The 21,013-nt window shown below is 61.2% G+C and carries 15 protein-coding genes; 8 read left to right on the top strand and 7 right to left on the bottom strand.

Annotation, left to right across the window (positions count from 1 at the left end; genetic code table 11):
• Positions 1-172 precede the first annotated feature (172 nt).
• Entirely contained in the window at positions 173-1,096 is a 924-nt protein-coding gene (locus tag FYK55_RS08545; RefSeq protein WP_161604379.1) for a cation diffusion facilitator family transporter, read from the top strand.
• A gap of 217 nt (positions 1,097-1,313) precedes the next feature.
• On the opposite strand, the gene FYK55_RS08540 is transcribed toward FYK55_RS08545, so the two are convergent.
• Complete coding sequence (locus FYK55_RS08540; protein ID WP_150075990.1) at positions 1,314-3,149, bottom strand: TIGR03960 family B12-binding radical SAM protein; 1,836 nt, start codon at positions 3,147-3,149, stop codon at positions 1,314-1,316.
• A gap of 113 nt (positions 3,150-3,262) precedes the next feature.
• On the opposite strand from FYK55_RS08540, the gene nirD reads away from it, so the two are divergent.
• On the top strand, positions 3,263-3,592 hold the full coding sequence (nirD, locus tag FYK55_RS08535; protein ID WP_150075989.1) for a nitrite reductase small subunit NirD: 330 nt from the start codon (positions 3,263-3,265) through the stop codon (positions 3,590-3,592).
• A gap of 47 nt (positions 3,593-3,639) precedes the next feature.
• On the opposite strand, the gene FYK55_RS08530 is transcribed toward nirD, so the two are convergent.
• Positions 3,640-4,323, bottom strand: a complete 684-nt coding sequence (locus tag FYK55_RS08530; protein ID WP_150075988.1) for a metal-dependent hydrolase — start codon at positions 4,321-4,323, stop codon at positions 3,640-3,642.
• Between the two features lie 52 nt (positions 4,324-4,375).
• Positions 4,376-5,599: a tryptophan synthase subunit beta gene (gene trpB, locus FYK55_RS08525; protein WP_150075987.1), complete on the bottom strand. Its 1,224-nt coding sequence runs from the start codon at positions 5,597-5,599 to the stop codon at positions 4,376-4,378.
• A gap of 75 nt (positions 5,600-5,674) precedes the next feature.
• Between trpB and FYK55_RS08520 the strand changes: the two genes are divergently transcribed.
• From FYK55_RS08520 to FYK55_RS08510, 3 genes are all read left to right on the top strand, one after another.
• Complete coding sequence (locus FYK55_RS08520; RefSeq protein ID WP_235908525.1) at positions 5,675-6,601, top strand: DUF429 domain-containing protein; 927 nt, start codon at positions 5,675-5,677, stop codon at positions 6,599-6,601.
• 183 nt (positions 6,602-6,784) lie between these two features.
• Complete coding sequence (mutM, locus tag FYK55_RS08515) at positions 6,785-7,744, top strand: bifunctional DNA-formamidopyrimidine glycosylase/DNA-(apurinic or apyrimidinic site) lyase (RefSeq protein WP_150075986.1); 960 nt, start codon at positions 6,785-6,787, stop codon at positions 7,742-7,744.
• 93 nt (positions 7,745-7,837) lie between these two features.
• Positions 7,838-8,899 (top strand): prenyltransferase/squalene oxidase repeat-containing protein, encoded by a 1,062-nt coding sequence (locus FYK55_RS08510; RefSeq protein ID WP_150075985.1) that lies wholly within the window; start codon positions 7,838-7,840, stop codon positions 8,897-8,899.
• 395 nt (positions 8,900-9,294) lie between these two features.
• On the opposite strand, the gene FYK55_RS08505 is transcribed toward FYK55_RS08510, so the two are convergent.
• The 3 genes from FYK55_RS08505 to FYK55_RS08495 form a co-directional block, all read right to left on the bottom strand.
• Positions 9,295-10,575 (bottom strand): outer membrane protein assembly factor BamB family protein, encoded by a 1,281-nt coding sequence (locus FYK55_RS08505; RefSeq protein ID WP_150075984.1) that lies wholly within the window; start codon positions 10,573-10,575, stop codon positions 9,295-9,297.
• Between the two features lie 169 nt (positions 10,576-10,744).
• Positions 10,745-12,682: an ABC transporter ATP-binding protein gene (locus FYK55_RS08500; RefSeq protein ID WP_150075983.1), complete on the bottom strand. Its 1,938-nt coding sequence runs from the start codon at positions 12,680-12,682 to the stop codon at positions 10,745-10,747.
• 62 nt (positions 12,683-12,744) lie between these two features.
• Positions 12,745-13,998 carry a hypothetical protein gene (locus FYK55_RS08495; protein WP_150075982.1) on the bottom strand — a complete coding sequence of 418 codons (1,254 nt, stop codon included), beginning with the start codon at positions 13,996-13,998 and terminating at the stop codon, positions 12,745-12,747.
• 13 nt (positions 13,999-14,011) lie between these two features.
• Between FYK55_RS08495 and FYK55_RS08490 the strand changes: the two genes are divergently transcribed.
• The 3 genes from FYK55_RS08490 (at position 14,012) to FYK55_RS08480 (ending at position 19,358) form a co-directional block, all read left to right on the top strand.
• Positions 14,012-14,866 carry a phytanoyl-CoA dioxygenase family protein gene (locus FYK55_RS08490; protein ID WP_235908524.1) on the top strand — a complete coding sequence of 285 codons (855 nt, stop codon included), beginning with the start codon at positions 14,012-14,014 and terminating at the stop codon, positions 14,864-14,866.
• Between the two features lie 94 nt (positions 14,867-14,960).
• Positions 14,961-16,487, top strand: a complete 1,527-nt coding sequence (locus FYK55_RS08485) for a sulfatase (RefSeq protein WP_150075980.1) — start codon at positions 14,961-14,963, stop codon at positions 16,485-16,487.
• A 186-nt stretch (positions 16,488-16,673) separates the two neighbouring features.
• Positions 16,674-19,358, top strand: coding sequence for a PQQ-dependent sugar dehydrogenase (locus FYK55_RS08480; RefSeq protein WP_150075979.1), 2,685 nt, complete (start codon positions 16,674-16,676; stop codon positions 19,356-19,358).
• Between the two features lie 216 nt (positions 19,359-19,574).
• On the opposite strand, the gene FYK55_RS08475 is transcribed toward FYK55_RS08480, so the two are convergent.
• Complete coding sequence (locus FYK55_RS08475) at positions 19,575-20,840, bottom strand: lysophospholipid acyltransferase family protein (RefSeq protein ID WP_150075978.1); 1,266 nt, start codon at positions 20,838-20,840, stop codon at positions 19,575-19,577.
• Positions 20,841-21,013 lie beyond the last annotated feature (173 nt).

The following is a 21,013-nucleotide window of genomic DNA, read 5'->3' as shown; positions in this document are numbered from 1 at the left end:
ATGGGACTCGTGTCCGGTCGCGAGCCCTGTGTCGATTGCGCCGGCCCGGACGGGGTTCGGGCGCAAATGTTCCGAAACCCTACGTCACCGATAGCGGCGTGTCGGCTGAGGTGGCAAAATGTCCTCAGCTTCTCCGGTTCCCCCCTGCCCTCCCCAGAACGATTCATCCGGCGTGTCGGTCAGCCCTCCCCGTGACGAAGCATCGATTGCTATTCGCGATCGCGTGTACGTCGACGCCAAACGCGCCGCTTTGTGGGGGTTGGGCGTCAATGTCGTGCTGATGCTGGCCAAGCTGGTCGGCGGGTTCCTGCTGCACAGTGCGGCGCTAATTGCCGATGCCGTCAATTCGATCGGCGACGTGACCAGTTCGTTGGCGGTACGGATGTCGTTGCACGTCGCGGAGCGTGACGAGGACGACGACCATCCGTACGGGCATACGAAGGCCGAATCGATCGCCGGAATCTGCGTGTCCTTGATGGTGGTCTTTGGTGCCGGTCTGTTGGCGATCGAAACGCTGAGCCGACTTTCCGGGCCCCTGCGAACTCCGACCGTCTTTGCCGGAGTCGTCGCGGCCATCTGTTGCGTGGTGAAAGAAGTCGCGTACCAGTACACCGCACGCGTCGCACGCCGGCTGGATTCGTCGGCTCTGCAGGCAACGGCCTGGGACCACCGCAGCGATGCATTCGCCTCGGGGGCGATCGCGGTCAGCCTGTTCGCCGCCCCGCAGTTGGGCTGGTTCGCGGTTTACGTCGATCCGATCGCCGCGCTGTGTGTTTGCGTGTTACTGATCTACACCGGCTTCAAGATCTTTCGCACGACGGCCCGGGAATTGATGGACCAGCAGGCCGATGCGGAGACCGTCAACCAGGTCCGCCGCTACGCGTCCGAAGTGGATCAGGTCCGTGAAATTGAAAAGCTGCGGGTCCGCAAGAGTGGTTTGGAGTTCTTCATCGAGATCCACGTGCAGGTCGACGGGACTCTGACGGTCGACCAGGGGCATCGGATCGGCCACGAAGTCAAGGATCGTTTGTTGACCAAGATGCCGCGCGTGCGGGACGTGCACCTGCACGTCGAACCCTGGCATGCGACCGAGTGATCCGGACGCTGCGAAGACAGCAGCGCATACCGCACCGCACCAACGGGTCAGCGTTCCTTTGACGTAGCCACGCTCGCCAGAGCGTGGAATCGGCCCACTATTCAAAGCCGAGGACTTGACCGCTCCCTGCCGGGGACGCCAGTCCCCGGTGGGCTATCCCCATTTCGCTCCCGCCCCGCAGGGGCGACAGCACGCGGCAATTGACGAGTGATGGGGCTCAGCTGGCTCCGGCCATGGCTGCCAACTGGACGGTCGCCCTGCCCTGCTCTTTTTCCAGATAGCCGCGTCCGAACTTCACATTGACGTGGTCCCAAGGCAGCTTGTCCATCAGATCGTACTTTTGGTGGACCTGTTGATCGATGTCGATGCCCGCGTCTTCGATGGCCGTCCACCACCGCTGGGGATCCAAGTGTTCGGTCCAGCCGTCCATCCGAGCGCCCCGTTCCCAGGCCAGGCGAATCGCGTGGCCGGTGCGGCGGTCACCGCGGCTGAGCACCCCTTCCAGCAGGCTGGTTTCGATGTCGTGGCACTTGATGTTCACGCTGCGGATCTTGCGACGACTCCACATGTACTTGTGCGCCCACTGGAAGTATTCCCGTCGCTGCATCCCGTTCCACTGGTAGGGCGTGTGCGCCTTGGGGACAAAGTTGGAGACGCTGGCGGTCACCCGTGCGTAGCGTCCTTTGACTTCCTTTCCGACCGTTGCAATCGTCTCGGCCAGGTCGACGATCCCGTCCAGGTCCACCGCACGCTCGCCGGGCAGCCCGCACATGAAGTACAGCTTGACGCTTTCGAAACCATTCTGAAACGCGTTGCGGCAGCCTTCGATCAGATCGCTGTTCTTGATCTTCTTGCGGATCTGTTCCCGCATGTCGTCACGCGCCACTTCCGGAGCCAATGTTAGCGAACTGCGACGTTCGGTGCCGATCAGTTGCGGCAGCGATCGAAGCTGGTCGTTGACCCGCAAGCTGGGCACGCTGATGTTGACACCCAGCGGTTTAAAGACCTCGTGCAACCGTTTGACCAGGGTTTCGAAGTGCGGGTAGTCGCTGCTGGAAAGCGACAGGATGCTGATTTCGTTCTGTCCGGTGTTCAAATAGCTCTGCCAGGCGGCATCGACGATCGTCTCCACTTCGCGGATGCGTAACGGGCGTTTGATCACGGTGCTTTGGCAGAAGCGGCACAGGTGCGGGCACCCGCGCATGATCTCCAACGCGATGCGGTCGTGAACGCAGTCGATGTAGGGAACGATCGGTTCGGTCGGCAACGGGATCCCATCCAGGTCGCTGATCACGCTGGGTGCAATCGTCAGCGGTACGTCGTCGCGGGTGGGTTGCAGTGATCGGATCCGGCCGTCTTCGTAGTCGGGCGAATAGAAACGCGGCACGTAGGCGTACGGAAGCGACCGGGCGATCTTGGCCAATGCATCCTCACGCTGTTGCCGCCCGATCTGCCCGCTGGCAAAGGTTCCGTCTTCCTGGCGATAACTTTCCTTGATCTCCAACCACCGGTCGCAAACCTCGGGCAGGGCCGGTTCCCCGTCGCCGGTGATCATCACATCGAAGTAATCCGCCATCGGTTCGGGGTTCTGACAACAGGGGCCGCCGGCGACCAGCAACGGGTCAGCCAGGGTGCGGTCTTTGGATTCCAATGGGATTCCGCCCAGATCGATCATTGTCAAAACATTCGGCGAACTGATTTCGTATTGAAGACTCAGGCCGATGACATCGAATTCCGAGAGCGCGGTGAAGGTTTCCAGGCTGTACAGCGGGATCTGATGCTGACGCAGCAACTGTTCCATGTCCGGCCAGGGAGTGAAGACGCGTTCGGCGCACCAGTCGTCGCGTCGATTCATCAAGGAATACAGCACCTGCAGCCCGTGGTGGCTCATTCCGATCGTGTAGGCGTCCGGGAATCCGATGCACAGCTTGCCACGCACCGTTCGATGATCCTTGACCACGATGTTGCGTTCGCCACCGACGTATTGGGCGGGCGTTTGCACGTGAGGCCAGACGCGCGATTCGAGCCGTTTTCGTCGCTGGTGGTTGATCATGCTGAAACGAAGTTTCTCGGGTGTGGTGGTCGTTGGGGCCAAAGCCTAAAGTGTGGCGGCAAACAAACGTTCAAAGCAAGGCAAACCGCGAAAAAGAGAAGGCTTGGTCAGTCGTGAGCGATTTTGAGTCGGTCGGAAAGGTAGATGAGTTTGAAATCGGACGCGGCAAGGCGGTCCCGGTCGACGGCCGCATGGTCGCCGTGTTTCGGCAGGAAGACGGGAGTTGGCACGCGATCGACGACCTCTGTCCCCATATGGGGGCCTCGCTGGCCGAGGGGTACGTCGAGGGAACGTCGGTGACCTGTCCCTGGCACGCGTGGCGGTTCTGCATCGCCGACGGAACCTGGGAGGACAATCCTCGGGTGAAGGTCGATTGTTTTGAAGTCAAGGTCGAGGGCGATGAGGTGTTCGTCCGCGAAGCCCCGCCGGCCGATCCTGCCTGATGCCGATTCCTGAATTTCCGGCGTGACATCTGCCGTTCGGCGCTCCGCTACAGCTGGAACGATTCTCCGACCGCCAGGACGACCGGTTTGGCGTCCGTTTCGGAGGTCACCTTGTCGGCCCACGCGGTCGCGTCCTGTTCGATCGGTGGCCAGGTGTCGTAATGAGCCGGCAGCACATGTTTGGGCTGAATCACCTTGATCGCCTCGACGCTGTCGTGCACGCCCATGGTGAACAGGTCTCCGATTGGGACGACCGCAATATCCACCCCCGCCGCGTACCACTTCATGTCGCTGAAGTAGGCGGTGTCACAGGCAAAATAGACGCGTCGCCCGCCGAGTGTCAGCAGAAATCCGGCGGCGGTGCCGGCGTAGGTCCCGTCGGGCAGGCTGCTGCTGTGCAGGGCGGGAACCATCCGGACCTTGCCAAAGGGCAGCTCGACTTGTCCGCCCAAGTTCATGCCGGTAGCGTCACTGACGCCATGTTGCTGTTGAAACCACTGGGCGATTTCAAAGTTGGTCACCAACGCTGCGCCGGATGCCTTGATCACCCCGGCCGCGTCGGCCATGTGATCGGCGTGGCCATGGGAAACCAGGACGTGGGACACGTCGCTGAAGTCTTCGGCGCTGACGGTCGCCTTCGGATTGTCCGCGAAAAACGGATCCAACAGGATGCGGTGAGAATTGGTTTCGATCAGCCAACTCGCGTGCGAAAGCCAGGTGAGTTTGATCATCGGATAGTCGGTTGGGATGGAGTCGAAAACGGATGGCGTCGTTGAGGATGCCTTAGTAATCTTCGCCACGCAAGCGGGCGATTTCCATCGCGTCTTTGTCTCCGCGTCCCGACAGACAGACCACCAGATTCTGATCGGCGGGCATTTCCGCGGCCAACGTCATGGCTTTGGCCAGAGCGTGGCTGGTCTCCAGGGCGGCGATGATGCCTTCGCTGCGGGCCAGTTTGTCAAAGGCAGTGAGGGCATCCTGGTCGCCGCATTGCACGTAATCGACCCGTCCGGTGTCCTTCCAGTAACTGTGTTCCGGACCGACACCGGGATAATCCAACCCGGCGCTCATGCTGTGCACGTCGCACGTTTGACCGTCTTCGTCCTGCATCACGTAGCTGTAACTGCCGTGCAGCACGCCGGGGGAGCCGAAGGTCATCGGGGCCGCGTGGTCGCCGGGCTGGCTACCGCGGCCGCCGGCCTCGACACCGACCAATCGAACCGAATCGTCTTCGATGAAGGGATAGAACATGCCGGCTGCGTTGCTGCCTCCGCCAACGCAGGCGACGACGCACTCTGGCAATTTACCCAGCAACTCCAGCGATTGGTCGCGGGTTTCGCGTCCGATCACGGATTGGAAATCGCGGACCATCATCGGAAACGGGTGCGGTCCGATGACGCTGCCGATGATGTAGTGCGTGTTCTCCACCGACGCCATCCAGTCACGCATCGCTTCGTTGACGGCGTCCCGCAACGTCCGCGAGCCCGATTCGACCGGGCTGATGGTAGCGCCCATCAACCGCATGCTGAACACGTTGGGTTTTTGCCGCCGGATATCTTCGGCACCCATGTAGACCGTGCACGGTAACCCGAAATGGGCGCACGCGGTCGCGCTGGCTACCCCGTGCTGGCCTGCTCCGGTTTCGGCAATCACGCGATTCTTGCCCATCCGCAGGGTCAGCAGGGCCTGTCCGAGCGTGTTGTTGATCTTGTGTGCGCCGGTGTGGTTGAGATCCTCGCGTTTCAGCCAGATCTGTGCACCTCCGCACGCGTCGCTCAGTCGCTTGGCATGATAAAACGGGCTGGGGCGTCCCACAAAGGTCTTCAACAGGCCGTCCAGTTCCCGCTGAAACTCGGGATCCTTCTTGGCCCGTTCGTATTCTTCGGTCAGTTGATCCAACGCTCGGGTCAGCGTTTCCGGGACGAAACGACCACCGAAATCGCCAAAACGGCCTCGTTGGTCGGGGACGGATGCGGTTGCCGGGGCGGAGGAGGACGCCATACTCATCGCGGAAATTGCCAAAATGCGTTGCCGTGACCGCCTCGGTGGATCGGGCGTCGACGGCGACAGGATCAAGAATGCTTGCCGATTCTCACTGGGTTTTTGTCATTGGTCAACGCACCGAATCGGTTCGAAACGCGATTCCCACCGTTCAAGACGGTGGTCGGCGTTGACTTCAGCGGAGCGGCCCAGGCGGGAAAAACGGCATGGTGCGCCGAGTTATCCTGCACGCGTCGCTTGAAACCCGGCCACACCACACCGAAGTTCCGCCTGGACTCACTGAATCGGCTGGGCAAGCTCGCCGGCAGCGACGATCGCGACCAGGTTCTCGCTTATCTGGTCGACCGCATTTCCAGCCAGGAGCAAACCTTCTGGAGCTGCGATTTTCCGTTCGGCCTGCCGATCGAGTTGGGGTTGGGGCGATGGAAACAGCAATTGGCGTACCTAAACCAGTTCGACGGCACGGCGAAAGAGCTCGGTCGGGCGTTGGTCCGGCGAACGCAGCAGCGGGTCGGTGCTCTGCACGTGCGGCGTCGAACGGATCGGGAGACCCAAACCCCCTTTGACTGCTACCACTATCGAATCATTTATCAAACCTTCCACGGCATGCGGGACGTCCTGTTACCCCTGGCGGATCATCCACACGTTTGCGTGTTGCCGTTTCAATACGGTCGGCTGGATCCCGATTCGACCCTCGCCGTGATGGTCGAAGCCTGCCCCGCGTCCACTTTGAAACGGTGGGGCTTGCCCCATCAACGTTACAAGCAGTCCGGCGGCAGACCGCCGGAACCGATTCATCGCAGCCAGCGTCGGAAGATTTTGAGCGGGCTGCGACCCCTGGTGGACATTTCGGAACATCGCCGACGTGTGCTGATGAATGATCCGGGCGGAGACGCCCTGGATGCGGTGTTGGCCGCCGTCGGCGGTTGGCAGGGATTCGCGCGGGCGGATCATGGAGCGGTTGCAACCGATGACCGCTATCCGATCGAAGGCCGGGTGTTCTGCTAGCTGGACATCGACACTTTCAATTAAAAACACCGAGATTTGCAGTGCAATGAGCGGCAAAACGCTCGCTGCCGGTTGAGGCGAGAAAACCCGCGGCTGGCGCGACGCGGCTTACCCAAAGTGACGCCGTCCAGCCAGGCTCTGTCTGAAAACCTGATGCGTGCCCCCCCTTTCGCCGGAGATTTCATGCCCGAACTTCCCGAAGTCGAAACCATGCGCCGCGGCGTCGAGCCGATCGTTGGGCACCGGATCCTGGCCGCCGAGCAGCCCCCGTGCGAGAAGCGGCCGATCCTGTTGCAACCCGGAATTGCTCAGTTCGATGCGTGCGTCCGCGGGCAGCAGGTTCGGGCGGTTGGGCGGTTGGGAAAACGTGTTCTGATCGAGCTTCAGGACGGGCAAACACTGGTGATCGAACCCCGAATGACCGGGCTGGTGCTGTTGTCCGACCCGCCAGGGCCGGAACACTTGCGACTGCGGCTTCGGCTGGCCGGAGGGCCCCACCGTGAGCTGTTGTTCTGGGATCGGCGTGGGTTGGGAACGGTTCGGTTGTTGAAGCCATCGCAATTGGAACAACAAGTCCGCGGCCGCTTGGGTGAAGATGCGATGCGCATCAGTACGGGGCAATTGCGGGATCGCCTGCGTTTGAGCCGACGGCCGATCAAAGTCGCGTTGCTTGATCAGTCGGTCGTTGCGGGCATCGGCAACCTGTACGCCGCGGAGATTCTGTTTGTCGCTGGCGTGGATCCACGCACCCGGTGCGATCGATTGACGGGGCCGCAGTGGCAGCGGATCTGGTGGGCGACCGGCCAGGTGTTGGGCGAGGCGATTGAGCATGAGGGCAGCACGCTTTCCGACGGGACCTATCGCAACGCATTGAACCAACAGGGTGGTTACCAGAACTACCACCGCGTCTACGACCGCGCAAATCAAAAGTGTCGGAGGTGTGATTCGGGCGTCATTCGCCGCATCGTTCAGGCCCAGCGGAGTACGTTCTTTTGCCCGAGTTGTCAGCGAAAAACGGGCCTGCACGCTTCGATTCCGCGAGATTCCAGTTTTGGGGGCCGGCCGAATCGCGGTACACTGGAACACGGTTCACTGCCTCTGGACGCGCCGATCCGGACCCCGCTTGCGTCTGAAAATCGCTAGCACCGTATCGGGGCCTTCGTCTGGCGGCTGCCGTCGCCGTATGCCGAAAGTCGGTTTGGTGCTGGCCGGCGTCGTCCCCCGACCGAGAAAAACATGTTTCAAAAATCGAATCGTCGCGACTGGCTTTGCTCCGCGGCGGCACTGGGCGGTTCGGCCCTGGGAGCCGTGGCGGGTGTCGGTGGACGTTCCCATGCGGCGGCCGCTAGCAGCAAGGCGTCCTGGGAAACGGCGACCCAAAAAGCTTTGTCCTGGCTTAGCAAGACCCAGTCCTCGCGGGGCCATTGGAACACGCAGGTGTATCCCACCGCGATGGCCGCGCTGTCCGGGACCGCAATGATCAGCAGCGGGTCGACGACCACGCAGGGACCGTTCGCCAAGCAGATCGCGCGGACCGCCGACTACCTGATCAGCAAGAGTCGCGATAACGGGCTGATCGGTGATCCGCAGACCGACCAGCGGTACACCTACGGGCACGGGTTCGCGATGTTGTTCCTTTCCCAAGTCTTGGGCGAGGAGGGGCTGCTGGATCGTCGCCGCGAACTGGTCGACGTGCTATCGCGGGCTGTCGAATTCAGCGGCAACGCGCAGACCGCCGCCGGCGGCTGGGGATACGTCTCGGCAGCCGAAGGAAATGATTTCGATGAAGGTTCGACGACGATCACACAGGTCCAGGGATTGCGTGGCTGTCGGAACGCGGGAATCCCCGTCAGCAGCGATGTCATCGAGCGAGCCAAGCAGTACATCTACGAATGCAAAAACAAAGACGGCGGGATCAGCTACAGCAGTCGCCAACGCGGCAACAGCCGGCCGGCGATCACCGCGGCGGCCTTGGCGGCGCTTTACAACGCTGGCGACTACGACAGCGAACACGTTCCGGAAATGTGGGCTTACACCAAGGAGCAATTGCACAGCATCAGCGATGGCGCCCGGGCCTTCGGCCATTGGCACTACACCTACCTGTACTACAGCCAGGTCGTGTACCGCCAAGGCGATGAACTGTGGTTGCCTTTCCGAGCCAAACTTTACGATCGGATCGTCAGCCAGCAACGGCCCGACGGTTCCTGGGACGGCCAGATTCATCCGGTGTATGTCACCGCGTGCAACCTGATCATGTTGCAGCTGGACTATGGCTACCTGCCCATCTACCAGCGTTAGTCGGAACGGGGCACGTTAGCGACGCTCAACATGCAAAACGGACGTGCAAGTTTGCTTCACCCTCCCTCCGGGAGGGTCGCGGAGGAGCTTGCGACGACGCGGGGAGGGCACGCCCGGCGTCCTTGATTTCAACTCGTTCTCTAGGACACCCTCCCCAAAGGCTCGTGCCTCGCCTTTGACCCTCCCGGAGGGAGGGTGAATTTCAGAAACGCACGTCTTCTCCTGGCTCGGAAAGTTGCACGACGTCCAAGGAGGGTCCGAACGCCGGCGAGGGGAGGATGGACCTCGCTGCTCGCTGACACGGTGATGCTTCCGTCGCTTTGCGACTGGAGCTCGTCCAATGCCAACCGCCGTTCATTGATGGATGCACCACTCGTCCGCCACCCACGCCCCGTTCATTTGGCGATGTCGTAGGCGAACATCAGGTCCTGGTCACGGACGATCAGCGTGCCGTTGGCGACGACCGGATGGGTCCAAATGGCTCCGCTTTTTCTTGGGATTTCGGTTTGGCTTGGCAGCGTCAGCGTGCCGTTGGTGACCCACCCGCTGCGGTCCGGTGTGACCAGCGTGACGGTGCCGTCTTTGTCGCTGTAGCAGTACAGCCTTCCGTCGGCGTAGCAGATGGACCCGCTTCGATTGGGCCGGCTACGCTCCATCCACAACGTCTCTCCCGACTTGAAGTCCTGCGCCATCCAATTGCCACCGCTTTGCTTTGTGAATCCGTATATGACTCCGTTCACCAGAACGACGCCGCCGTGGTGGTTTCCCATCGTTTTGGTATTCAACGCGTAAATCGACTCGGCCACGATTGCACCGGAGCTACCGGTCAACTCCAGCAGCGTGTTGCCCGCGCCGTAATCGCTGGTGTGATAGAGGAAGTTGCCTTCGATGACCGGTGTCGGGATCACCGCGACCTTGTTTCCGGTCATTTCATCTGCGAACAGCTTGTCTCCGCTGGCGGCGTCAAATGCAAACAGCCCCGGTTTGCTGGCGGTGGCGTAGTACGCGGTCGACCCGACGGCCCCTTTGACGACCGACACGTACTGAGCTGGTGCATTGACGCCTTTGGAGCCCCAAACTTTGGACCCCGTTTTGCGGTCCAGTCCGATCATAAAATTGGCGTTGCCCGGCGTGACAATGATGCGGTCCTGGTCGACCAGCGGAGATTCACTGTAGCCCCAGGTCGGGATCTCGCCGCCATGGTCGGCAACCAGCTCCGTCTTCCACTGGACCTCGCCCGTTTCTCGGTCCAAGGCGGCCACCGTGCCAATGTCCGACAGGGCAAACACCTGGTCTCCGTCGACGGTCGGCGTGCAACGTTGACCGTTCCCCCAGCCCGTGTTGTAGTCGTTGTCGCCGCCGGCACGGCCGATGCTGGTTTGCCAGATTTGGGATCCGTCGCTCAGTGAAAGGCAAAACACGATCGCTTGGCCATCGACCGATCCCATGGTGAAAACCTGGTCGCCGACGACGGACACTGCGCTGTAGCCGGTGCCCAGATCCATCGCGCTCCACTTCAGCTGGGGCCCTTCACTGGGCCACTCTGAAAGCAGTGATTGGGGGGCGGCGTGGCCGTCCCGATTGGGCCCACGCCATTGCGGCCAATCGGCATCGCCGGCTGTCAGAAGGGTCGGGAACAAAACGGCCGCGGTGGCCAGCAGGCAGGAGATTTTCATGGCAGGATATTGCGAAAGGCGGGGATAGTGGCGTGTGACAGTATAGCGAATGCCGCTCCGGCAAAGACAGTGTCATCGCAAAGACCGCCCCGCCGGTGATCAGCCATCACCGCTGTCACGGTTCACCTCGCAGCGGCTGTCGGGAAACCGGGGCACGGCGTCGGCAGGCTTAGCGGGCCATCTGATCCGGTTCGGCCATCTGCAGTGCCACCATGTCTTGGTACCGTCCGCCGGCAGCAAGCAATTCTTCGTGGGTTCCGACTTCGATGATCCGTCCGTCTTCCAGGACGACGATCTTGTCGGCCCCGCGAATCGTGCTCAGGCGGTGGGCGATGACCAGTGCGGTGCGGTCCTGCAGCAGCTCGTGAAGGGAATGTTGAATCAGTTGCTCGCTTTCACTGTCAAGATTGCTGGTGGCCTCGTCCAGAATCAGAATCCTCGGATCGGCAAGGATCGCTCGGGCGATCGCCAACCGTTGTCGCTGTCCGCCGGAGAGCTTGACGCCGCGTTCCCCAATGATGCTGTCGTAGCCATCGGGAAGCTTTTCGATGAACTCGTGGGCCGCCGCGGCATCGGCCGCCGCGACGATTTCCTCCGGGGTGCAATCACGTCGGGCGTAGGCAACGTTTTCCGCGATCGTCCCGTCGAACAAGAATACGTCCTGTTCGACGATGCCCAGCAAGCTGCGAAAGCTTTCCAGGTTGATGTCACGCAGGTCGCGGCCATCCAGGCGAATGCTGCCCACATCCGGATCGTAGAACCGAGCGATCAAGTTTGTCAGCGTGGTCTTCCCCGCGCCGCTGCGTCCGACCAGGGCGACGGTTTCGCCGGGTTCGATGTCCAGGGAGATTTCCTTGAGCACCTCGGTTTCCGTTTCGGGGTAACGGAAGCTGACGTTGTCGATCGTGATCCGGCCAGCGGTCGACGCTTTGGCGACATGCACCGCGTTGGGGTTGGTCGGCAACTCGCTGTCCACCTCCATCACGTCCAGGATCCGGTCCAGCCCCGCCAGGTTGTTTTGAAATCCGACGGCGCTTCCGGCCAGCGTTGCTAACGGATCCAGCAGCATCGTCAGATACACCAAGAACATCATCAAGTCGCCGAGGGTCAGATCTCCCTGGAGGATCTGGTAGCCGCCGTAGAGCAGTAGTCCCGTGGATGCCAGCGGAATCACGACTTCCCAAATGGTTTCGATGATTCGGGTCCACCACCACGTGAACAGTTGCTGTCGCACCAGGAAACCGCCTTCACGCACAAACTTCTTTGACTCGCTGCGGGAACGCGAAAAGGTGCGGACGACTCGGATTCCTCCGAACGTTTCAGTGGCACCGGCGTCGATCCGCTGTCGCTGTTTACGGATGTCGCGGTACAGCGGTCGAATCCGATTGATCCAAGTCCGGTGGGTCACCCACACCATTGGCAGAAGAAGCAACCCGCCGACCATCAATTTCCAATCAACGAAGACCAGAATGATCAGGCTGCCGACGAATTGAACGATGGCCCGCCAGGGGTTGTAAAGCATCGAGAAGATCAAGTCGGCGACACCGCCAGCGTCCTCGCGGATCAAACTGGCCACCCCGCCGGACTTCAGATCGTAAACCTGGCCCAGGGGCAACCGGATCGCGTGATCGAAGACACGTCGCCGAACCGTGATTTGGGTCTGGTTGACGGCTTTGGTCGCAGTCCAGCGGCTGATCAGATGGACGACGGTCGCCAGGATCGTCACCAGCACCACGCCGGCGGCGATCCAGACCAGTCGTTGCATCTGGTCGCTGGGAAGGTCCACCGCCGCCAGCCAGGTGGGCAGCGGTTTGGGCGGATCGGTCAGCACGCAGTCAATCGCCAGTTTGGTGCCGATCGGGGGCAGCAGGCGAAGGCCGATGGCGATCGTCAGCATTGTCAGGGCAAAAAAGATTTCGCCGCGGTGCGAGCGGATCAGTCGCCAAAACGCTCGGATCAGTTCCCAGAATCCGCGTTCTCGGTCCCCCAGTTTCTTGGGACGCGAGTCACCGCCGTGGCGGCCCGTGGGGACCGGTTTGTCGGCATTTCGACGACGGACGTACTGACGATATTCTTCAAAGCGACGGCGGCTGGTAAGTTTGGACATGCTTTATTGGTAGGCTGCCTCTGCGAAAGTGACAAGGTCGGCCGGTGTGGCATTGCCGATTGCTAGGGAAGACTGGCGGAGGCCTCTGGCACCACGGTGTCGACCGCCCGCTGGAAGTCAACGCGGTTTTTGAAGTAAGAGTCCGCAAGCACGGCCACGCTGCTGCCGGTTGCCGTCCCCAGCACGATCGTGTTTTCGACCAGGTTGCGATAGGGGAACGATCCCAGCGGCAACCGGATCATCAGCAAGCGATAGTTGAGCCACAGATCGGATTCGGTCAGGGCGCCGGCGAAAGCTAGACGCTGATGGACCGCCCCGCTGATTTTGTAGAACGTCCAGCACACGATGCTTGCTGCCACCAACAAGATCAGCATCCAACTTTGAAAGAAGAACAGTCCTTGCCGGTAGACGTCATACGCCATGCGGATTGCCGTGAGGGCGACCACGCCCCAGAACAAAGCTTTCCATGCGGAGTGCCGCATCCAAATGCTTCGCCCCAGCGAATACTCGGGCAGTTCGTCTCGCAGTCGGTCCGCTAGCTGTTGTCGCCGATCCAGTTCGATCAGGGAGTCACCTTCGAACCGGATCGACTCTGGCGGAAAGCTCGGAAAGGATTCCATCGCCTCCTCCGGAACCTCCGACAGGGACCAAACCGGCTGGTGGTCCGTGTTCCATTGGGTGATTTCAAGCACCAACTGTTCGACCGCTTGAACATCCTGGTCTCGGTCCAGCCAACGTTTCGCGACCAGCATCGGGCTGGTCATTCCGATGTTGAACAGCCAGGCATCGTCGCTGGCGGTGACTTGCATTTGACGCCAGGAACAGAAAATCTCAATCGCACGACCATCGCGAGTTCGTTTCACAAATGCCGCGCCCAAGGGGCCAAGACGCATCACCGTTTCGCCTTCCAGGGGCGGATCGCAAGCGGCATACTGGTTCCCGCGGCGGTACAGCATCCAGGCGAACAGGATGACAAACACCAGCGGCAGCAGCAGCGATGCGATGAGCGCGGCGGGCGAAAGAGCAAGGGCGGGACCGGTCCGGTAAAGACGGAGCACGAACAATCCCGTGACCGCCACGATCACGACGGTCGGCGCGACCAGCGATGACTTGCGAAAGCTGGCCTGCGGCTGCTGGTCAATCGATGGCAGCGAGATCGGTTTGCAGGCCTTGGCCAACGCGATCGCTTCGGCGGTTTCCAGTTCGCCGGAAATCTCGGTCAACCGGCCCAGGTAACGGGGCGGTGCGACAGTCGCGTCGGCGGAAGGGGGGGCCGATTCCGGCGGGGGCGAATACGGGTTCGGTGAAACAGACATCGCGGTGACTAACTTGAACGGATCAACCCGAAAACAATTGCAGGATGACGGTTTTGCGGTCTTGTCCGGTGTGGTTTCTGCCGACCGATGTGCCCGGCTGGCTTCGCAACTGAATCGCATCCTATCGCAACCGGCCGCCGGAGCGATCGGGGAAAACGCCAAGCGAATCGTCGGGGGCAGGAATCTGCAGTCGGTTTGGTCCGGCTGGAAGGCGATTCTAGAGCATCGAAGCGTCGGCGAGGTTTTGAACCAGGAGCTGGGCGCTTCGGCCGCCTTGGTCCGAATTCTGTTTTTCGATAAGCCGCCGGGCCGCAGTTGGAACCTGGCGCTGCATCGAGACCTGACGATTGCGGTGGCGCAGCACCACGATCCGTCCGCCCCTTATGAGCACCCGACCGTGAAAGCTGGGGTGCCGCACGTCCAGGCGGACGAGTCTCTGCTGCGAAGCATGTTGACGTTGCGCTTGCACCTTGATGACATGCATCCCCGGAACGGGCCTCTGGTGGTGGTTCCGGGATCGCACCGCGACCCGTCAGGCGATGGTCCCGAAGTGGACGCCCCCGGAGGCCGCGTGCTCCACGGGAACCGAGCGGCGGTATCAGCAGCCGACAAACCGGACCGTCCGCTGACAACACGGAGCGAACCGGGCAGCGAAGTGGGACGTGAACCGCGCCGTGCGGAGATCGTCGAAATCGCCTGCCGGGCGGGCGACGTGTTCGCGATGAAGCCGTTGCTGCTGCACGGCAGCCGGGTTTCCGCCAAGGACTGTGCCGATCACCGCCGCGTGGTGCACCTGGAATTCGCACCCGTTGACGCGATCCAGCCCCCCTACCGATGGTACCAGGCGGATCGGATCGAAATTGCCTGAGCCGTGATCAGCAGGACGGCCGGTAAACGACTATTCTTTTGGGGATCGAGGTGTTTTGACATCCCTTCCCTCTCCTTCCCCGCGAGTGTTGTTGATGATTCGCTCATTGGTTGTGGCCGGCATCTGCCTGGTCGGATGGTTGTTGTTTGCCGTCGAGGGCCGAACCGAAGAGACGCGGCGTCCGAACGTCTTGATGATTTGCATCGATGATTTGAACGACTGGGTTGAACCGCTTGGTGGGCATCCGCAGGTTCAGACGCCGGCGATGGCATCGCTGGCCCAGCGTGGTGTGGTGTTCACCAACGCCCACTGCCAATCGCCGTTGTGCAATCCTTCACGCACCAGTTTGATGCTCTCGCTGCGGCCTTCCACCACGGGGATCTATGGGCTTGCGCCTTGGTTCCGTCGACTGGACGAACGGCGATCCACCGTGTCCCTTCCGCAGCACTTCAAAGCGGCGGGCTACGAGACCTATTCCGGTGGGAAAGTCTATCACGGCCAGCACAAAAACCCCGGCCCAGGTCAGCAGCCGGAATTTGATCATTGGGGTCCGGCTGGCGGAACGGGCGTGCGTCCGCCACAGAAATTGGTTCCGCCAACGCCTGCCGGCAACAACCCGCTGGTCGACTGGGGCGTCTTTGATCATGAAGATTCCCAAAAAGGAGATTGGATCGTTGCCGACTGGGCGACCAAGACGTTGCGCGAGATCCCGGCCGAGCAGCCTTTCTTCCTTTCTTGCGGCTTCTTCCTGCCCCACGTGCCGTGTCACGTGACACAGAAGTGGTGGGACCTGTACCCCGACGAGACGCTGGAGATGCCCACGATCCTGGAAGGGGACCGTGACGATTGTCCGCCGTTTTCATGGTTCTTGCATTGGCGGCTTCCCGAGCCGCGGATCACCTGGCTGCGAGAGAAAAACGAACATCGCAATCTGGTCCGAGCCTATCTGGCTTCCATCTCCTTTGTTGACAGCCAAGTTCAACGGGTGCTCGATGCGTTGGCCGAATCGCCACATGCCGACAACACCATCATTTGTCTCTGGAGCGATCACGGATGGCATCTCGGCGAAAAAGCGATCAGTGGCAAGAACACCTTGTGGGAACGGTCGACACGCGTGCCGTTGATTTTTGCTGGGCCGGGAATCCGGCCGGGACGCTGTGAGCAACCGGCTGAACTGCTAGACGTCTATCCGACTCTGGCACAACTTGCCGGCTTGCCGGAGCCGGCCGCGGTTGAGGGCGTCAGCCTGGTTCCGCAGATCGAAAACACCGACACGCCCCGTGATCGCCCGGCGATGACCGAACACAATCCCGGTAACTTGGGCATCCGCGATGTCCGCTATCGTTTCATCCGCTACGCCGACGGCAGCGAGGAGTTGTACGACCTGCGGCAAGACCCCCACGAACACCACAATCTGATCTCCGATGTGGCTCATGCCGCGGCGGCCGATCGCTTGCGAGCTTTCATCCCACCGTCCATCGCCCCGCTGGCGCCCGGCAGCGCCGCCCGGATTCTGGAGAAGCGAGAAGACGGATGGTACTGGGAAGGTGAAAAGATCGACACGGATCATCCGCCGATGTACACCGGGAATTCGTTCAAGAAGCAAGCCGCCGAGCAATGATCGGGGGGAAGAACGCGGTGAACGTGTCGATCAAAAACACGTCATTTCCTGGCTCGGAAAGCTGCACGACCTCCTTTCGCCGCCCGCGGCAGCGACTGGATTAAACTATTCGGTCTGTGACGGAGACCACGGTCCCGCTAACGCCTTCCCTTTCCCGCCTCCGCTTCCCGCCCCCACCCAGATTCGATGTCATTTTGCTGCCGAGTGCCGCTCGCGGCCTTCGTCTGTTTTCTCGGTTGCGTGTGCAACGCGACCCTGCTTTCCGCCGACCAGCGCGTTGAGATCGATCAGTTCGAACGCACCGTCCTTGCCACGGGGTTGGTCCAACCCATGGAATTGGATCTCGCGCCGGACGGTCGTGTCTTTTTGATCGAGCTGGCTGGAACCATCAAGGTGATCGATCCGAAGACGCAGCAGCAGACGGTTGTTGGGGCCATCGATGTCACGACGGCTCAGGAAAACGGGTTGATCGGCCTGGCACTTGATCCCCACTTTGCCGAAAACGGTTGGCTGTACCTGCAGTACTCTCCCCCGGATTTCTCGGGACAGCAGATCAGCCGATTCACGTTCGTCGATGGCAAAGTCAATCTGGCGAGCGAAAAACCGTTGTTGCGGTACGAAGAGCAACGTCGGGAGTGCTGTCATCACGCGGGTTCACTGGAATTTGGGCCCAACGGTGACTTGTACATCGGAACCGGCGACAACACCAACCCGTTCAACGATTCGGAAGGCTACGCTCCGCTGGACGAACGCGACGGTCGAAGCCCCTGGGATGCGCAGCGGTCCGCAGGCAACACCAATAGCTACAACGGCAAGATCTTGCGGATCCACCCGGAGCCCGACGGAAGCTATTCGATCCCGGACGGCAATCTGTTTCCGCGGGACGGTTCGATCGGCCGTCCCGAAATCTACGTGATGGGATGCCGAAACCCCTGGCGGATCAACATCGACCAACGCACCGGCTTTTTGTACTGGGGCGATGTCGGTCCGGATGCCGGCCAGGATGGCCCGCGCGGCCCGCGGGGATACGACGAAATCAACCAGGCCCGCTCGGCCGGCAATTTTGGTTGGCCCTATTTCATCGGAGACAATTTCGCCTACTCCATGGTGGATTTTGAATCCGGTCAGATCGGTCCCCCGCAAAAGGCCGATGTTCCAGTCAACCGATCGGTCAACAACACCGGTGCGGAGCAGCTACCGCCGGCGCGTGGTGCGATGGTTTACTATCCGGGCGGATCGTCGGCGGAATTCCCCGAAGTCGGATCGGGTGGTCGGACCGCGTGCGCCGGTCCGGTCTTCTACCACGATGCGGAATCGTCCTCGCCCAACGGATTCCCGGCCGCGTACAACCGCACTTTGTTCGCCTATGAGTGGTCGCGCAACGCGATCTACGCGGTGCGATTGGATGCCGATTCAAACCTGGAACGTCTGGAGCGGTTCCTGCCGGACATGACATTCGTCCGTCCGATCGATTTGCAATTCGACCGGGGCGGTTCGTTGTACGTGATCGAATATGGTGAGACATGGGGCGTGAATCCGGACGCGCGGCTGATCCGTCTGGACTACGTCCGAGGCAATCGGGCTCCGATCGCCTCCGCAACGGCCAGCAACGATGTGGGACGAGAACCGCTGACGGTCCAATTCAGTGCCGACGAATCGCTGGACAAGGACGGCGACCCGCTGCGATACCGCTGGATCTCCGTCGCCTCCGGCGATCCCAATTCTCAGAGTGAAGTCATCGCTGATTCGCCAAATCCTTCGGTTCGATTTGAGCACCCGGGGGTCTACACGATCACCTTGGAGGTGCGGGATCCCAGCGGGACCGTCGGTGTGAGCACGCTGCCGGTGATCGTTGGCAACGCGCGGCCGCAGGTCGCGTTCGTTCAGCCGGCCGACGGCGATTTTTTCTCGCCGGGCCAAACTGTGCGGTACCGTGCGGTCGTGCGTGACCTGGAAGATGGTACCAGCGACATCGAACAGGCCGACGCGGACGGATGGCACTTCATCGATTCCGAAGCGCCGACCCGCCTGTTTGTCGAAGCGATCCCGATGGCCGTGGATGGAGAGACTGGTCAAGCGGAATCTCCGGGCTGGAACCTGATTCGAAACAGCGACTGTCTGAACTGTCACGCGATCAACCGTCCGCTGATCGGACCGAGCTTCGTGCAAATCGCGAATAAGTACCGCGAAGACCCACATCAAATTGAGCAATCGGTCGCCCGCGTGTTGAACGGTTCGACCGGTGTCTGGGGCAAGGTCGGCATGTTGCCTCATGTCCAGCACACCCCCGCGGAAGTCAGGGCAATGGTGGAGCACGTTTATTCGGTAACGGCCGATGCCTCGAATCCGAATGCCCGCGGGTTCACCAACACGATGTCAATCGATCGTGATGCCGCGAAGGTCCGCTTGGAAGCGGTTTACAGCGACCTGGGACGCGGAAAGATCCCCTCGCTGATGGGCGTCGGATCGGTCACCTTGCGCAACCGGCACGTGCAAGCGGAGGCCGCCGATGAGTTCCGCGGGACCAGCCCGCTGGGGTCGGACCGAGCCGAAGCAAAACAATTCATGGGTGCGATCGAGCACGACGGGTTCCTGCGTTTCGATCAGATTCCATTGGACCAGACGCGTACGATCGCGCTGCGAGTCGCCAGCGCGGGGGCAGGTGGCGACATCGAGGTGCATCGTAGCAGTGCCGACGGACCGTTGCTGGGACGCGTCACCGTGGAAGTCAACGGTGACTGGGAAGCGTTTTACGAGACGACGATCCCGCTGCGCGAGTCCCAGGGACGCGACGACCTGTACCTGGTGTTCAAGAACGAGCGCAACCGAGGCGGGTTGATGAACGTGGACGCGATCACCTTCCTGCCCTGACCCGTCGTTGCGAATCTGACGACGCCAGACACGAGTGCGTGCCAGAGCACAAGCCCGGGAACGAGCCTCCTTCCTGGTTCCAAGGCTCCGGCCTTGGAACCCACTGCCTCGCCGGTTCGGCCGGCTGGATGGAAGCGATTCGCGCGAGTTTCGATGGGTTCCGATCGCGTTTGGATCTGTCCCGGTCGCAATGCTTTCCAGGGCGAACGTCACCGGCTACAGGGGCCGAGCCTCTTTTGAAAGTCGCCCGAGCATCTCGCTCAGCTGGCTTTCCAGCGACTGCATCAACGGATCTGGTTCGCCTTTGCGCGGTCGCTTGCCGTCCACAGGCAAGGCTGGCGCGAATTCGATGACGGCTTTCAACGGGATCGACGTGTCGGCCTTTCCATTGATCGACTCCTGCATCCGTTGAATGGTCTCGACAATCCGCATGTCGGTGACTTGATCTGGTATCAGGTAGCTGTCCGGATACGAGAACAGTTCTTGCGCCAGGTCCGCGGCGTCGACATCGCGCCGCAGTTCCTCTTCGGATTCATGGGCGGATACTTGTGCGGGGGAGCGATCGAAGAATCGAGATGCCGCAGCGGAACGGATCTGCCGGACGCGCTCCCGCACCGATTCGGATTCGTTGTCCAGCCCCATCCGACGTTCGGTGGTCTCCAACAAATGCTGGATCAACGCGTCACGGCGTTCGGGCAGGTCACCTCCGTTGGAGTGTCCGTAGTACTGCGTTTCCTTCAGTGCCAGGTGTGCTTCGGCCAATTGGACGGTGCGCTGGCGCAGATCGCGCGGCGGCATGTGCGTCCATCCAAGCTGCTTTTCGAATTGATCGAGCTGGCGCGTTGCCCAATCGTCAATTTTGTGGACCGACAGGTACTTGATGGCCACGGGATGAATGACGACTTGACCACTGGGCGGCTGACCGGCCGGTGACGATGTGTCGGTCGAATCAGCCTGGTGCATCTTGGCGCGGCGTTTGGCCGCGGTGCGAGCGATGAAGGCAACGCCGTCTAGCAGCGGTTTGAGTTGATCGTTGGTGCGGTTGGTGGTGCCCTCCGGAAAAATGATCAACGGGCGACGGCCTTCGGCCAAGATGTCGATCGCGGTTTCAAGCGATTGGCGGTCGTTGCCTTCGCGGTAAATGCTGAAGGCGCCCATCCGGCGAATCGCGAACGCGTCGAACCAGCCTTCGTTGAACAAGTGCCAGGAGGCCATCGCGTGAACGTGGATCCCCAAGGCACGTGCCGGCCATCCCAGAACCAGGGGATCGGCGTAGCGGCAGTGGTTGGGGGCCAGCAGGATGCTGTGTCCGGCGTCCAACGAAGATTGGACGTGGTGGAGGTTTCGCAGTTCGTAGTCGACGACACCCTCCTTCTTGCGGAGGTAACGATCGTACAGCCGGAGCCGCTGGATCAGCCAGGGCCAGGCGGTGTTGCGCACCGGCGGAACGAATTGGTAGGGCCGGTCGAAAACGACGGACATCGGGACTCGTGCGGGCAGGTTGATTCGGTCGGCGAGACGCAGAATTCGAGGGCCGCCGGTGCGCTGGAGAAAGCAACTTTGAAGCGGACCGCTCGTCAATCAGGCGGTCAATGTCGCTGCCATCGCTGGACCGTGGCAGAGCGGCCATTCCCAGGCTCGATCGAGCGTCGCTA

Source organism: Roseiconus nitratireducens (assembly GCF_008629675.1).
In the GTDB taxonomy this organism is placed as follows: Bacteria; Planctomycetota; Planctomycetia; order Pirellulales; family Pirellulaceae; genus Stieleria; species Stieleria nitratireducens.
The sequence above is the reverse complement of the archived record's forward strand: the minus strand, read 5'-3'. Positions and strand labels throughout refer to the sequence as shown.

Excerpts from the sequence above, each read along its gene's own strand:
- FYK55_RS08480 (WP_150075979.1), top strand. The coding sequence starts at position 16,674 with ATGTCATTTTGCTGCCGAGTGCCGCTCGCGGCCTTCGTCTGTTTTCTC.
- FYK55_RS08500 (WP_150075983.1), bottom strand. The coding sequence starts at position 12,682 with ATGTCCAAACTTACCAGCCGCCGTCGCTTTGAAGAATATCGTCAGTAC.
- FYK55_RS08510 (WP_150075985.1), top strand. The coding sequence starts at position 7,838 with ATGTTTCAAAAATCGAATCGTCGCGACTGGCTTTGCTCCGCGGCGGCA.
- FYK55_RS08540 (WP_150075990.1), bottom strand. The coding sequence starts at position 3,149 with ATGATCAACCACCAGCGACGAAAACGGCTCGAATCGCGCGTCTGGCCT.
- FYK55_RS08530 (WP_150075988.1), bottom strand. The coding sequence starts at position 4,323 with ATGATCAAACTCACCTGGCTTTCGCACGCGAGTTGGCTGATCGAAACC.
- FYK55_RS08495 (WP_150075982.1), bottom strand. The coding sequence starts at position 13,998 with ATGTCTGTTTCACCGAACCCGTATTCGCCCCCGCCGGAATCGGCCCCC.
- trpB (WP_150075987.1), bottom strand. The coding sequence starts at position 5,599 with ATGAGTATGGCGTCCTCCTCCGCCCCGGCAACCGCATCCGTCCCCGAC.
- FYK55_RS08485 (WP_150075980.1), top strand. The coding sequence starts at position 14,961 with ATGATTCGCTCATTGGTTGTGGCCGGCATCTGCCTGGTCGGATGGTTG.
- mutM (WP_150075986.1), top strand. The coding sequence starts at position 6,785 with ATGCCCGAACTTCCCGAAGTCGAAACCATGCGCCGCGGCGTCGAGCCG.
- FYK55_RS08505 (WP_150075984.1), bottom strand. The coding sequence starts at position 10,575 with ATGAAAATCTCCTGCCTGCTGGCCACCGCGGCCGTTTTGTTCCCGACC.
- FYK55_RS08475 (WP_150075978.1), bottom strand. The coding sequence starts at position 20,840 with ATGTCCGTCGTTTTCGACCGGCCCTACCAATTCGTTCCGCCGGTGCGC.